This window comes from Marinobacter sp. bablab_jr003 (assembly GCF_016464245.1).
GTDB classification, from domain to species: Bacteria; Pseudomonadota; Gammaproteobacteria; order Pseudomonadales; family Oleiphilaceae; genus Marinobacter; species Marinobacter vinifirmus.
This window is the reverse complement of record NZ_JADARC010000134.1, coordinates 1-12,540: the sequence shown is the minus strand read 5'-3', so window position 1 is coordinate 12,540 and position 12,540 is coordinate 1. Positions and strand designations below refer to the sequence as shown.

Below are 12,540 nucleotides of genomic sequence, written 5' to 3'. Positions count from 1 at the left end.
GCAGGGAGATCAAGTGACCGACTACAGAACCGAACAGGACAGTCTGGGCGAAGTGGCAGTACCCGCAGAGGCCCTCTGGGGCGCCCAGACCCAAAGGGCCATCGACAACTTTCCGGTCAGCGGCCAGCCCATGCCGGCCGATTTCATCAAGGCGGTGGTACTGGTGAAATGGTCTGCCGCCCAGGCTAATGCTTCCCTGGGCTTGCTGGGTGCGCCCTGTCGGGATGCCATTGTGCAGGCCTGCGGTCGGCTGAGCATGGGCGAGTTTGCCGACCAGTTTCCGGTTGACCGCTACCAGACCGGGTCCGGCACCAGTACCAATATGAACGTGAACGAGGTGGTGGCCGCTATCGCCCGGCAACAGGGGGTGGATGTAAACCCGAACGATCACGTGAACATGAGCCAGAGCTCGAACGATGTGATCCCCACCGCCATTCACATCAGCTCGGTGCTGGCGGTAAAGAACAAGTTGTTGCCAGCCATCTCGCACCTTCGCGGGGTGATTTACCAGCGCGAGGGTGAGCTGGCAGGGCAGGTGAAAACCGGCAGAACCCACCTGATGGATGCCATGCCCGTTACCCTCGGCCAGGAACTGAAAACCTGGCGGGAGCAGCTGGCAGCAGTTGAAAAGCGGCTTGAAGCGGCGATGGACGAGCTGGCAGACCTGCCCCAGGGTGGAACGGCGGTAGGCACCGGGGTAAATGCCGCTTCCGAGTTTGCCGGGCAGTTCATCAAGTTCCTGAAGATAAACAGTGGCTACAGTTTTCGATCCCTCAACCACAAGTTCGTAGCCCAGAGTGCGGTGGACGCGCCGGTGGCGCTGTCGGCCCAGCTCAGGGGGCTTGCGGTGGTACTGACCAAGATCGCCAACGATCTGCGCTGGATGAACAGCGGCCCCATTCATGGCTTATCAGAGATCAGCTTGCCGGCGCTGCAGCCGGGCAGCAGTATCATGCCCGGCAAGGTGAACCCGGTCATTCCGGAATCGGTGGCCATGGTCGGAGCCCAGGTGATGGGGCTGGATAACGCCGTGGCCATGGCCGGCCAGTCCGGCAATTTCCAGCTGAACGTGATGCTGCCGCTGGTGGGCGCCAACCTGCTGGATATGACCGGCCTGCTGGCCAATGCCACAACCATGCTGGCCGACAAGGCCATTCAGGGCTTTACGGTCAATGCCGATAACCTGAATGCCGGTGTGGGGCGCAACCCGGTGCTGGTGACGGCCCTGAACCCGGAGATCGGCTATGCCCTGGCGGCGGACATTGCAAAGGAAGCCTATCGCACCGGCCGGCCGGTGATTGATGTGGCGGAAGAACGCAGTGGCCTGAGCCGTCAGCGTTTGGAAGAACTGATGGATCCGCTCAAGCTGACCCGTGGAGGGCTCGCCTGAGCCAGTCCCGCCGGAGGTAGCCCGTGCTGTTGTCGCTGGAGTTGTTTGTCATGCTGGTTCTGGCCAACGGGTCTCCGGTGGTGGTGGCCCGGCTGTTGCACAATCGCTGGGACTGGCCGGTAGATGGTGACCGGCTATGGCGTGACGGCCGGCCGGTGTTTGGTCACAGCAAAACCTGGCGCGGGCTGGCTTCCGGTGTGCTGTCCTGTCTGTTATTCGCGGCCTGGCTGGGGCTGGGCTGGATTTTCGGGGCGCTGTTCGGCTTGCTGGCGTTGCTGGGGGATTTGCTCAGCAGTTTCATCAAGCGCCGCGCAGGGCTGGTGTCCAGTTCCCGCGCCCTGTGGCTGGATCAGCTGCCGGAAGCCCTGTTGCCCATGCTGATGGCCTGGTACTGGTTGCCGCTGGCGTTATGGCAGGCGGTTTCGGTGGCTGTGCTGTTTGCCATTGCCAACGTAGTGGTGTCGCCGCTGCTGTTCCGGCTGGGTATCCGCAAGCAGCCTCACTGAGGGCCTCAGGCCGGGCCCCGGGTGAGGGTATGCAGTGTCACTTCCGGCGGGCAGTTCAGCCGCACATTCAGCACCGAGGTTCCCGCCCCCGGCGAGGTATACCCCTGCATACCGTTCACCTGCCAAGAGCCCTTGCCGAGCCTGCGGGGGCAGTCGGAGTCGAGGGTGACCGGAATGCCGCCGGGCAGGCAGATCTGCCCCCCGTGGGTGTGGCCGCATAAAAACATGTCATAGCCCGCGTGGGCCGCTTCGCGCCAGATTTCAGGTGTGTGACTGAGCAGCAGGCTGATACCGCCTGCGGGAATGTCATCGCCGGCCCGGTGCAGGTTGTGCACTTTGTAATAGTGGGCGTCGTCTACTCCGGCCAGGTAAATCCTGGCCTGTTCCCGTTCCAGTGGCACCATTTCATTCATCAGCAACCGGTAGCCCATGTCTTCCAGTGCCGGAACCATGCGCACGCTGTCGTGGTTGCCCAGCACCGCGTAGGTGTCTCCCCGGATCGCCTCTCGGAGCTTTTCCATGCCCGCCAGGGCGGCATCTACCGGGCCCCAGGTGCGCTGGCGATAATCGCCGGTCAGTACGCACAGATCGTAGTCCAGTGGTTCAATCTGGCGGATGACGGCTTGCAGGTTCTGCTCGTCCATATCCACGTGCAGGTCGGTCAGGTGCAGTATCCTGAAACCTTCAAAGGCCTCGGGCAGGTCTGGCAGCACGAAGCTGTTGTGGGCGGTTCGCAGTTTGCGGCTGTTGCTCTGGGCCCGGTTAAACAGACCGACCGACTGCAGGCAAAAACGGATGAAACCCGGCGCATTGGCGAGGTTTTCCAGGTGAAATGATCGCTTGTCGCGGCCCAGAACCAGGGCTTCGGATTCCTGCTCGATGCCCAGGCGCTGGCGGGCGTGTACCGGCCCCAGCCGAAGGCTTAGGCGGTAATGGAGAAGCTCGTCCTGATCTTCCGGTTCGCGGACTTTTGCTGTCATGCTGTTTCCCTGATGCCGAGCGGGGTCTTATCGCTGGCCCCTGTTTTCATTATGGTGGCTGACAGGGCATGTGCAACCGTCCTGACATAATTTCATGTTGCGGTTGTGTCTGTTTATTATCGGTGGTCGTATACACGGGTATAACCTGTGCAACCAGAGACTGGAGACAAACTATGACCGAAAGCTGCAATATTCCGGGCCTGAATGTGCCGCGCAGCCGGTTCCCGACCCCGGAACAGGAACTGCCTGAAGCCGGCAGCGAAGCCCATGTGGTGCTGGCCGGTGGTTGCTTCTGGTGCGTGGAAGCGGTGTTCCTGGCTATCGACGGAGTTACCCGGGTTGAATCCGGCTATGCCGGTGGTTCGGCTGACACAGCGAATTATGAGGCGGTCTGTTCCGGCAGCACCGGCCATGCTGAAGTGGTAGATGTGCACTACAACCCGGAAAAGGTCGGTTTCGGCGAACTGCTGCGGGTGTTTTTCTCGGTGGCCCACGACCCGACCCAGCTGAACCGGCAGGGCAACGACATCGGCAGCCAGTATCGGTCTGCCGTATTCTATGAAACCGATGCCCAGAAGCAGCTGGTGCAGGCCTACATCCGGCAACTGGATGAGTCCGGCGTTTACCCGGCACCGGTGGTTACCACCCTGGAGCCGCTGACGGCGTTTTACCCGGCCGAGGCGCACCACCAGAACTTTGCGGCCCGTAATCCGTACCAGCCTTATATCATGGCCGTAGCCGCCCCGAAGATGGAAAAGCTGGCCAGCGCATGGCCGGACCGACTGAAACCCGAATTCAGCCAGGACGACCAGGACCTGGCCTGAGGAGAATGCAATGAGTGTATCGGCATCAGGCTATGACCTGACCCCGCTGAGCGAAGCGGACATTGAAGACAAGGCCAGCGCACTGAGCGCGGAAGAGCGACGGGTGTTGCTGGACCACGGCACCGAGCACCCGTTCTGCGGTACCCTGCTGGACAACAAGAAGACCGGGGTATACCACTGCCGGCTGTGTGACCTGCCGTTGTTCAGCTCCGATGCCAAGTTTGATTCTGGCACAGGCTGGCCGAGCTTCTTCCAGCCGTTTGACCCGGAACATATCCGCTACATTGAGGACACCAGCTTTGGCATGGTGCGGACGGAGATCCGCTGTGCCCGCTGCGACAGCCACCAGGGCCATGTGTTCCCCGATGGTCCGCCACCCACCGGTCAGCGGTATTGCCTGAATTCGGTGTCTCTGGTGTTCCGGGAGACAGAGCATTCAGCATGAAACGACTGAACTTGAGCCCGTTAACTGAATCGGCAACCCTGCTGCGGCGCGCGGCTGTGGTGCTGGGGTCTGTGGGGCTGACGGCGCTTTATTCGTTACTGGTGTTGTTACGGGCGTTGTTCGGCAAACTGGACCGTCGGATTGTCGACAAGTACTGCCGGGAGTGGTCTACCGCGTTGCTGAAACTGGTACGAACCAGCCTGACCGTTCGCGGGGAGGTTCCGGACTTCAACGACGGCCGGCGGTATATCATCATGAGCACCCATGCCAGTCACTACGATATTCCGGTCAGCTTTGTTTCGCTGCCCGGCTCCATTCGTATGCTCGCCAAGAAAGAGCTGTTCAAGATCCCTTTGTTAGGCCAGGCCATGGCGGCCGCCGAGTTTCCGTCCATAGACCGTTCCAACCGGCAAAATGCCGTGCGTGACCTGGACCGGGCGCGGGCGATGATGGAGAGCGGGATAGTGCTGTGGGCGGCGCCTGAAGGTACCCGGTCACCGGATGGTAACTTGCTGCCCTTCAAGAAGGGGTGTTTCCACCTGGCTCTGGATACCGAAGCGGTGATTGTTCCGGTGGCCATCCGGGGTATTCACCGGGTGCTGCCCGCCCGGAGCATGCAGATTAACCTCGGGCAGCCAGTCGATGTTCGGGTAGGAACGCCCATCGATACGGCAGGAAAGTCCAAGGAAGACCTGGCCGGGGTCATGGAAGAAGTGCGCCAGCGGCTGGAAGAGTTACTGGGGGATGGCGAGGCTGGCTGATGCGCCAGCCTCGCGGACGGCAAGTGGTTCAGCTTGCTGCCATGGTGGAGAACAAATAACCGGTGTAACCAACGTACACCAGCAGCAACAGGGCACCATCTACCCTTGATATCAGCTTGCGCCAGCCGGTCAGGCCGAAGCCCATCACCAGCAAGGCCAGTGTCAGCCCGAACATCAGGGTCCAGTCGCGGTAGAGTACTTCCGGGGCGACCGACAGCGGCTCAATAACCGCGGCAAGGCCCACCACGGCCAGGGTGTTGAAAATCCCGGAACCCAGAATGTTGCCAAGGATCAGGTCGTGCTCGTTCTTCTTTACTGCGGCCAGTGCCGATGCCAGTTCCGGCAAGGAGGTACCGATCGCGACGATGGTCAACCCGATAATCAGGTCGCTGATGCCCAGGCTCTGGGCGATGGTTACCGCGCCCCAGACCAGAATCCGGGAGCTGGCAATCAACAGAACCAGCCCGACCACCAGCCAGATGATGGCGCTTTTCAGGGGCATGGGGTGAGCGATCATCTCGGTTTCGGTGTCCCCGGCCAGCGGATCTTCCTTGCCCTGATAACCCTGGTAGATAGACCAGCCCATAACGGCCGCAAAAACAGCCAGCAGCACCCAACCATCAAGCCGTGACAGTTCGCCGTCCAGCAGCTGTGCACCGGCAATCAGGGTCAGCACCAGCAGCAGCGGCAGTTCCTTGCGGATAACCTGGGAATGCACGGCAATGGGCGCGATGATGGCGGTCAGGCCGACAATCAGGGCAATGTTGGTAATGTTCGAACCGTAGCCGTTACCCAGGGCGAGCCCGGGGTTACCATCTGAAGCCGCCATGGCAGAGACCGCCAGTTCCGGTGCGGAGGTGCCGAAGCCGATAATCACCATGCCAATCAGCAAGGTAGGCATGCCCAGGTGCTTGGCCGTGGCGGCCGCACCCTCCACAAATTTGTCTGCACTCCAGACCAGCAGTACCAGCCCGGCAATAATGGCACCTATAGCCATTAACATAGGAAGACCTCGTTAGGTTCAGGTTGTCGCCGCAGGTTACGCAGGCGAGGTCACAGTTGGCGCACAAAGATACAGTAAGTGGGCGTTTCAGGTCAGCCCCCGGGCTATCGGAAATACCGCTATACGGGGTGATCCGCATAGGCCCCTGGCCGGTATCAGACTAAAGTGGCGCTGATATTGTTAACAAAACAGGCGAGAATGGTCGCAAACAACATAGTTTGCCCGACACACGTCGATTGACAATCGCAATTTATTATTCCGTTAAAAATCGGGATAATCGCGCTCAATCTCATACCGGAAGCATACGGCAGCGCCGTCTACCTCGCGCCCGACCGGCTTCCGACAGGCCGCTTTGCTGATCGTGGAGTGGCATCAGGCTTCAACACTAAGCTAGGGTGAAAACCAATGGCCGTAAGACAGGCAGACGTAGTGCTGGTCGGAGGGGGCGTCATGAGCGCTACTCTCGGCATGATGCTCAGGCAGCTGGATCCGTCTCTGGACATCGTCATGGTGGAGCGTCTTGACCACGTTGCCCATGAAAGCACCGATGGATGGAATAATGCAGGCACCGGCCACGCCGGCTACTGCGAACTGAACTACACCCCCGAAACCGAAAACGGTGATGTTGAAATTGCCCGGGCTTTGCAGATCAACGCACAGTTCGAGGTTTCACTGCAGTTCTGGTCTTACCTGGTAGAGCAGGGCATTCTGCCCGAGCCGTCCACCTTTATTAACCGCACGCCGCACCAGAGTTTTGTCTGGGGTGAGAAAGACGTTGCCTTCCTCAAGCGCCGCTTCCAGAAGCTGAAAGCCCACCACCTGTTCCGGGAAATGGAATACACCGAAAACCCGGAAGACCTGGCTGAGTGGATGCCACTGGTTGTCAGCAATCGGAACCCGATGCAGAAAGTTGCCGCTACCCGCATCAAGCACGGTTCCGATGTGGATTTCGGCTCCCTGACCCGCAGCATGGTGAAGTGGCTGGAAACCCAGCCCAATTTCGAACTGATGCTCAGCTGCCCGGTGCACTACATCGACCAGCGTGACAACGGCCGCTGGAAAGTCCGGGTGAAGAACCAGAAAACCGGTGAGCTGACCAAGCTCGAAGCCGGCTTTGTATTCCTGGGTGCCGGTGGTGGTGCGTTGCCGCTGCTGCAGAAATCCGGCATTGACGAAGCTCGCGGTTACGGTGGTTTCCCGGTGAGTGGTCAGTGGCTGGTGTGTCAAAAGCCGGAAATCGTGAAAGAACATCACTCCAAGGTGTACGGCAAGGCGCCCATCGGCGCGCCGCCAATGTCGGTTCCGCACCTGGACACCCGGATCATCAACGGTGAGCCGGCGCTGCTGTTCGGGCCGTTTGCCGGTTTCACCACCCGTTTCCTGAAGCAGGGCTCGGTGTTTGACCTGTTCGGTTCGGTGCGGGCCACCAACCTGCGGCCAATGCTGTCGGTGAGCAAGAGCAACATGGACCTGACCCGGTACCTGATTGGCGAAGTGTTCCAGTCCCACACTGACCGTGTGGAATCCCTGCGCAACTTCTTCCCGGATGCCCAGGAAGACGACTGGGCCCTGCAGATGGCTGGCCAGCGCGTGCAGATCATCAAGCAGACCGTCGAAGGCGGTGGCAAGCTGGAATTCGGTACCGAGATTGTGGCAGCCAAAGACGGTTCGCTGGCGGCGCTGCTGGGTGCTTCCCCGGGTGCGTCTACCGCAGCCAATGCCATGCTGAATGTCTTGGAGCGCTGCTTCCCCGAGAAGATGCAGTCTGCCGAGTGGCAGGAGCGCATGAAAGAGCTGGTGCCGTCATACGGCCAGACCCTGGTGGAAGACGAGCAGCTGCTGAACAAGGTGCGGGAGCGTACGCTTTCAACCCTGAATCTCGCTTGATATAACCAATCAGTATCGGCAGCGCCGAAAGTGCAGAGGACAGTGGGGATAACCCGCTGTCCGCCTTCAAGCTGAGTCTCCCGGTACTGACTGATTGCCGACAGCGTTGGAAAGAATGCTATGCTCGGAGGCAAATTGGCCTGACGGGGAAGCAGAGTATGACCAACGCGCAAGCCACGCCGCGTAATGGCGCAGAACTGTTCGTCCGGGCCCTCGAGAACGAGGGCGTAAAGTACATCTTCGCAGTACCGGGCGAGGAGAACCTCGACCTGCTCGAGGCACTCCGGGAGAGCGATATCCAGCTGATCCTCAACCGGCATGAGCAGGCGGCAGGTTTCATGGCCGCCACCTTTGGTCGTCTGACCGGCCGGGTCGGGGTCTGCCTGTCCACCCTGGGGCCGGGCGCCACCAACCTGGTCACGGCGGCTGCCTACGCCCAGCTCGGTGGCATGCCCATGATGATGATTTCCGGGCAGAAGCCGATCAAATCCTCCAAACAGGGGCTGTTCCAGATCCTCGACGTGGTGGACCTGATGCGGCCGCTCACCAAGTACACCCGCCAGATTTCCAACGCCAATACCATTCCCGCCAAGGTTCGGGAAGCATTCCGACTGGCCTCGGAGGAGCGCCCCGGCGCCGTGCACCTGGAACTGCCGGAGGATATCGCCGCCGAAGTGCCGGCACCGGACACCCACATCTTCGCGCCCAGCGATGCCCGGCGCCCCTCGGCCAGCCAGAAGAGCCTGGAGATTGCCTGCGACATGCTTCGTGAGGCAAGGCACCCGCTGATCATGATCGGGGCCGGTGCCAACCGGAAGCGGGTCTCCCAGGCACTGATCCACCTGGTGAACACCACCAACATCCCGTTCTTTACCACCCAGATGGGCAAGGGCGTGGTTGACGAGCGCCATCCCCGTTACCTGGGCAATGCCGCCCTCTCGGCCGGAGACTTTGTACACCGGGCCCTCGACCATGCCGACCTGGTGATCAATGTTGGTCATGATGTGGTGGAGAAACCGCCGTTCTTCATGCAGCCGGGAGGCAAGAAGGTCATCCATGTGAACTTCTCCGGGGCCGATGTGGACCCGGTGTACTTCCCCCAGCATGAGGTGGTCGGGGACATCGCCAACAGTGTCGAGTACATGGCGGAGAACTGTGGTATCTGCCACAACCACGACTTTACCCGGTTCATGGAAGTGAAGGCCGCCGTCGACCGGCACCTCCGGGACAAGGCCGAGGATGATCGCTTCCCGGTGATTCCCCAGCGCATTGTCCACGACGTCCGGGCGGTGATGCCTGAGGATGGCATCATTGCCCTGGATAATGGCATGTACAAGCTCTGGTTTGCCCGTAACTATCCGGCCTACGACAACAACACCGTGCTGCTGGACAACGCACTGGCTTCCATGGGCGCCGGGCTACCCAGTGCCATGATGGCGTCCATGCTGTACCCGGACCTGAAGGTGATGGCCATCTGCGGCGATGGCGGCTTCATGATGAACAGCCAGGAGCTGGAGACGGCGGTCCGGCTGGACCTCAACCTGGTGGTGCTGATCATCAACGACAGCGCCTACGGCATGATCAAGTGGAAGCAGGCCCAGGAAGGGCTGGCGGATTTCGGGCTGGATTACCGTAATCCGGACTTCGTGAAATACGCCGAATCTTATGGCGCCACCGGTCACCGGGTTGCCCGCACCGAAGACCTGCGCCATACCCTGGAGCACGCTCTCGCCGCCGGTGGCGTGCATCTGGTGGATGTGCCCGTGGATTACAGTGAGAACCGTCGGGTTTTTGACGAGGAACTGGCGGAACTGACCCGGCAGCTTTAGCGATGTGTCGTTGCGATCGCCGGCTGGCGGAAGCCAGTTTGGTCAGGGCAGGGTAAGGCTCCCGGCACCGGGAACCTTTGTGGAAAATGGTTAGAGTTTGGCAAAGGCAGCATCAAAATCCTTTGCGGCGGCATCGGTAAATTCAAAGTTCTTGCGAATGTAGGCCAAGGTGGCCTTTTCGGTATCGGTTACGCCGGGGCCGTCATGGGCAGATTTGAACAAATCGGCCACTTCATCTTTTGACAACTTGCCTTCTCCTCGCCCCGTCGTGTGCTTGCGGGCCAGATCGAGCAGTTCTTTTTCGTATTTTTGTCCGTCTATCGTTTCGTAAGCCATAACAAAGCAACTCCGTTTCGCAATGGTTCTGTGCCCGTTGCGCCGTAGGCTGGGCGGGCGAGGGCGGGATGAAAGATCAAAACAAACAAATGACCTGTCAGTTTCATAAAAGCACAGGGTTGGGGATTAGGCAAATGTTGAACAGATTGTTTTGGTGGGGCTGAAACGGCAAAAGCCCGTTTGTTGATTGCCATAATATCGAGACGTTCAGATAACCGCCCCAAGCTACGTTGGCTTATTGGTGAATCGTCTATTTCGAGTGTTTTGTTTATTTCGTTTGGCGGGCATAATGCATCGATAGATATTTGTCGTTTTCATATCAGGGGGGGATACGATGTCTGCTCAGAAAATTGTGCATTTGCCGACGGCGGCAGAGGTGGAACAGGCCAAGCTCTCCAGTCGTACGCTGTCTAAATACGCTGATGTGGATCGTGTGCAGCTTTCGTTGCGCGGCAGCAATGGCGAAGCTGATGAGTTGGTACTGCCTGGGCATGTATTGCAGATTTTGTTGGACGTACTGGCGGAGGTGTCTCAGGGCAATGCCATCAGCCTGATCCCTTATCATCAGGAGATCAGCACACAGGATGCGGCCAACCTCCTGAACGTCAGCCGCCCGTTCCTCGTGCGGCTGTTGGAGGCGGGTGATATACCATTCCGTAAGGTTGGCGCTCACCGGCGGGTCAAGCTGCAGGATGTGTTGAGCTATAAGGAACAGATAGATCGTCAACGGCAGGCCACACTGGATGAATTGGCCGAGCTGTCACAGCGCGAGGGGTTGGGGTACTGACAGGCAATGAGCAAATTCACCGTCGTCTACGATGCCTGCGTGCTGTATCCCGCCCCCTTAAGAGATGCGCTAATGCGGCTGGCATTGACGGACCTGTTCAAGGCGCACTGGACAGATCGCATCCACGACGAGTGGATCAACGCGCTATTGAGGGCGAAAAAACAGTCGTCGGAAAGTTTGTTACGGGTGAAGGAGCTGATGGATCGGCACGTGCGAGATGCAAAAGTTTACGGTTACGAACCGCTTATTGAGGGGCTGGACCTCCCGGATCCGGATGATCGCCATGTGCTGGCCGCCGCCATACGTTGTAACGCCAACGCCATCGTTACTTTCAACCTCAAAGATTTTCCTGATGCATCGCTTCGCCAGTACGATATCGAAGTAATTCACCCGGACGATTTTATTCTCTATCAGATCGACATGGCACCGACGCTATGTTGTCGTGCTTTTCAGGCGCAGCGGTCAGCGCTGAAGAATCCGTCACTTAGTGTCGATACTTTTTTGGCAACGCTGCAAAAGCAGCAGTTACCCCAAACAGTTTCAAAGCTTCGGGAATTTGCGGATTTTCTTTAATCATAGGTTCCAGAATGGAACACATGTGTTTGGCGGCTAACCCGGCGGAACACCAGAGACCGAAATTCCACAAGCTGCATGTTAAGCAACTACCGAGAAAGGCTCGGTCGTTGCCAGTTGTGAATGCATGCGCCTGATCCTTTATCGAACGTTCCGGAAATGCCGGATGTGTTTAATGTAGCAATATGCAATTCGTGCATATTACTCCTCTCATCCATTTTCCGTAGTTCTGCCCGCGTTCTGTTTGAACTTGTGCCATGCGACAAGCAGGCCGTGATCTGTATTGAGTTTGGATATTGCTGTCAAATGGTTGGCGCCTGTTAAAGTCAATTGGTAATGGATAAGAAATATAGGCTACTATTTATAACCTCATAAGGAACCGAAAAGGCAAAGGTGTTCTTGTGTTCGATGGATTGTTGTTTCCGATCCTGTTAGCGGGGTTCGCAGTCTTATTCTATTTATTCGTTTCTCCCAATTCGCCTTTTGCTAAAAGTGTGGTATTCGAGCTCCCTTATCAGCGTCGAGACAGGCTAATGACAGAGGCTGAGGGATCTTTTTATCAGGTTCTTGAGCTCGCATTACCCCGCGATCAATACAGGCTATTCGGTAAGGTTCGTGTAGAAGATCTCATCTCGGTGAAGGCTGGGCTTGAGCGTCAAACCCGTCAGTCTTTCCGTAATAGAATAAAAAGTCGCCACATAGATATCGTTGTAGTCGAACGCAAAACCTTCAAGCCGGTTTGGGCTATCGAGCTGGACGATAAATCGCATGAATCGACCAAGAGAAGGGAGCGGGACTCTTTTCTAGATAGTGCCTTTGATGCCGCAGGGCTACCTTTGGTGAGGTTTAAAGCCAAACGGAGCTACACCACCTCGGACATTCTACGAGCACTGGGTTTAGGTCAGGCGAGTGAAGCCATTAGTGAATTAGCCGCTGGAGCTGAAGGGAGCGGTCAGCCAGCTGGAGAGCCTAGTAGTGCGTCTCGTACCGGTGAGGCGCCGGAGAATTTTTGTCCTCGTTGCTATGCTCCTATGGTCCAGAAGCGGGTTCGTTCAGGCAAGCATGCGGGGACTCAAGTGAGAGTTATTGTCAAATCTGGTGTATGACCATCAGGCAGCGTTCCTGCCAGATTGATCTTCCACCTGTATTCCATCCTGAAACTGCACGTTGTCCACGACCAGCTTCAGTTGGTCAAACCCCTTGATTCGCTTCCAGCGTT

Annotated in this window: 13 protein-coding genes; 10 read left to right on the top strand and 3 right to left on the bottom strand. The window is 58.2% G+C overall.

The window, feature by feature from the left end; all coding sequences use genetic code 11:
- The first annotated feature begins 13 nt into the window (after window positions 1-13).
- Window positions 14-1,390 (top strand): class II fumarate hydratase, encoded by a 1,377-nt coding sequence (locus H3Z84_RS15740; RefSeq protein WP_199458142.1) that lies wholly within the window; start codon window positions 14-16, stop codon window positions 1,388-1,390.
- A 23-nt stretch (window positions 1,391-1,413) separates the two neighbouring features.
- Complete coding sequence (locus H3Z84_RS15735; protein WP_094625461.1) at window positions 1,414-1,896, top strand: CDP-archaeol synthase; 483 nt, start codon at window positions 1,414-1,416, stop codon at window positions 1,894-1,896.
- A 5-nt stretch (window positions 1,897-1,901) separates the two neighbouring features.
- On the opposite strand, the gene H3Z84_RS15730 is transcribed toward H3Z84_RS15735, so the two are convergent.
- The gene (locus H3Z84_RS15730) at window positions 1,902-2,876 is read right to left on the bottom strand and encodes a metallophosphoesterase (RefSeq protein ID WP_199458141.1); all 975 of its coding nucleotides are present in this window, start codon (window positions 2,874-2,876) and stop codon (window positions 1,902-1,904) included.
- Window positions 2,877-3,049: 173 nt separating this feature from the next.
- On the opposite strand from H3Z84_RS15730, the gene msrA reads away from it, so the two are divergent.
- The 3 genes from msrA to H3Z84_RS15715 are packed head-to-tail and all read left to right on the top strand — an operon-like array spanning window position 3,050 to window position 4,906.
- Window positions 3,050-3,700, top strand: a complete 651-nt coding sequence (gene msrA, locus H3Z84_RS15725) for a peptide-methionine (S)-S-oxide reductase MsrA (protein ID WP_199458140.1) — start codon at window positions 3,050-3,052, stop codon at window positions 3,698-3,700.
- Between the two features lie 10 nt (window positions 3,701-3,710).
- Window positions 3,711-4,145 carry a peptide-methionine (R)-S-oxide reductase MsrB gene (gene msrB / locus H3Z84_RS15720; RefSeq protein ID WP_058341826.1) on the top strand — a complete coding sequence of 145 codons (435 nt, stop codon included), beginning with the start codon at window positions 3,711-3,713 and terminating at the stop codon, window positions 4,143-4,145.
- Window positions 4,142-4,906, top strand: a complete 765-nt coding sequence (locus tag H3Z84_RS15715; RefSeq protein WP_199458139.1) for a lysophospholipid acyltransferase family protein — start codon at window positions 4,142-4,144, stop codon at window positions 4,904-4,906. Before msrB ends, H3Z84_RS15715 begins: the two co-directional genes overlap by 4 nt.
- Window positions 4,907-4,934: 28 nt before the next feature.
- Here H3Z84_RS15715 and H3Z84_RS15710 read toward each other — a convergent pair whose 3' ends face one another.
- Entirely contained in the window at window positions 4,935-5,909 is a 975-nt protein-coding gene (locus tag H3Z84_RS15710; RefSeq protein ID WP_199458138.1) for a calcium/sodium antiporter, read from the bottom strand.
- A 405-nt stretch (window positions 5,910-6,314) separates the two neighbouring features.
- On the opposite strand from H3Z84_RS15710, the gene mqo reads away from it, so the two are divergent.
- Both mqo and H3Z84_RS15700 read left to right on the top strand, forming a co-directional pair.
- Window positions 6,315-7,796, top strand: coding sequence for a malate dehydrogenase (quinone) (mqo, locus tag H3Z84_RS15705; RefSeq protein WP_199458137.1), 1,482 nt, complete (start codon window positions 6,315-6,317; stop codon window positions 7,794-7,796).
- Window positions 7,797-7,954: 158 nt separating this feature from the next.
- Window positions 7,955-9,625: an acetolactate synthase large subunit gene (locus H3Z84_RS15700; protein ID WP_199458136.1), complete on the top strand. Its 1,671-nt coding sequence runs from the start codon at window positions 7,955-7,957 to the stop codon at window positions 9,623-9,625.
- A gap of 90 nt (window positions 9,626-9,715) precedes the next feature.
- On the opposite strand, the gene H3Z84_RS15695 is transcribed toward H3Z84_RS15700, so the two are convergent.
- Entirely contained in the window at window positions 9,716-9,961 is a 246-nt protein-coding gene (locus H3Z84_RS15695) for a hypothetical protein (RefSeq protein WP_199458135.1), read from the bottom strand.
- 334 nt (window positions 9,962-10,295) lie between these two features.
- On the opposite strand from H3Z84_RS15695, the gene H3Z84_RS15690 reads away from it, so the two are divergent.
- From H3Z84_RS15690 to H3Z84_RS15680, 3 genes are all read left to right on the top strand, one after another.
- Complete coding sequence (locus tag H3Z84_RS15690) at window positions 10,296-10,748, top strand: helix-turn-helix domain-containing protein (RefSeq protein ID WP_199458134.1); 453 nt, start codon at window positions 10,296-10,298, stop codon at window positions 10,746-10,748.
- Window positions 10,749-10,754: 6 nt separating this feature from the next.
- Window positions 10,755-11,321 carry a PIN domain-containing protein gene (locus H3Z84_RS15685; RefSeq protein ID WP_199458133.1) on the top strand — a complete coding sequence of 189 codons (567 nt, stop codon included), beginning with the start codon at window positions 10,755-10,757 and terminating at the stop codon, window positions 11,319-11,321.
- A 401-nt stretch (window positions 11,322-11,722) separates the two neighbouring features.
- On the top strand, window positions 11,723-12,427 hold the full coding sequence (locus H3Z84_RS15680; RefSeq protein ID WP_199458132.1) for a DUF2726 domain-containing protein: 705 nt from the start codon (window positions 11,723-11,725) through the stop codon (window positions 12,425-12,427).
- The last annotated feature ends 113 nt before the right edge of the window (window positions 12,428-12,540 follow it).

Excerpts from the sequence above, each read along its gene's own strand:
- H3Z84_RS15730 (WP_199458141.1), bottom strand. The coding sequence starts at position 2,876 with ATGACAGCAAAAGTCCGCGAACCGGAAGATCAGGACGAGCTTCTCCAT.
- msrA (WP_199458140.1), top strand. The coding sequence starts at position 3,050 with ATGACCGAAAGCTGCAATATTCCGGGCCTGAATGTGCCGCGCAGCCGG.
- msrB (WP_058341826.1), top strand. The coding sequence starts at position 3,711 with ATGAGTGTATCGGCATCAGGCTATGACCTGACCCCGCTGAGCGAAGCG.
- H3Z84_RS15715 (WP_199458139.1), top strand. The coding sequence starts at position 4,142 with ATGAAACGACTGAACTTGAGCCCGTTAACTGAATCGGCAACCCTGCTG.
- H3Z84_RS15710 (WP_199458138.1), bottom strand. The coding sequence starts at position 5,909 with ATGTTAATGGCTATAGGTGCCATTATTGCCGGGCTGGTACTGCTGGTC.
- mqo (WP_199458137.1), top strand. The coding sequence starts at position 6,315 with ATGGCCGTAAGACAGGCAGACGTAGTGCTGGTCGGAGGGGGCGTCATG.
- H3Z84_RS15700 (WP_199458136.1), top strand. The coding sequence starts at position 7,955 with ATGACCAACGCGCAAGCCACGCCGCGTAATGGCGCAGAACTGTTCGTC.
- H3Z84_RS15695 (WP_199458135.1), bottom strand. The coding sequence starts at position 9,961 with ATGGCTTACGAAACGATAGACGGACAAAAATACGAAAAAGAACTGCTC.
- H3Z84_RS15690 (WP_199458134.1), top strand. The coding sequence starts at position 10,296 with ATGTCTGCTCAGAAAATTGTGCATTTGCCGACGGCGGCAGAGGTGGAA.
- H3Z84_RS15685 (WP_199458133.1), top strand. The coding sequence starts at position 10,755 with ATGAGCAAATTCACCGTCGTCTACGATGCCTGCGTGCTGTATCCCGCC.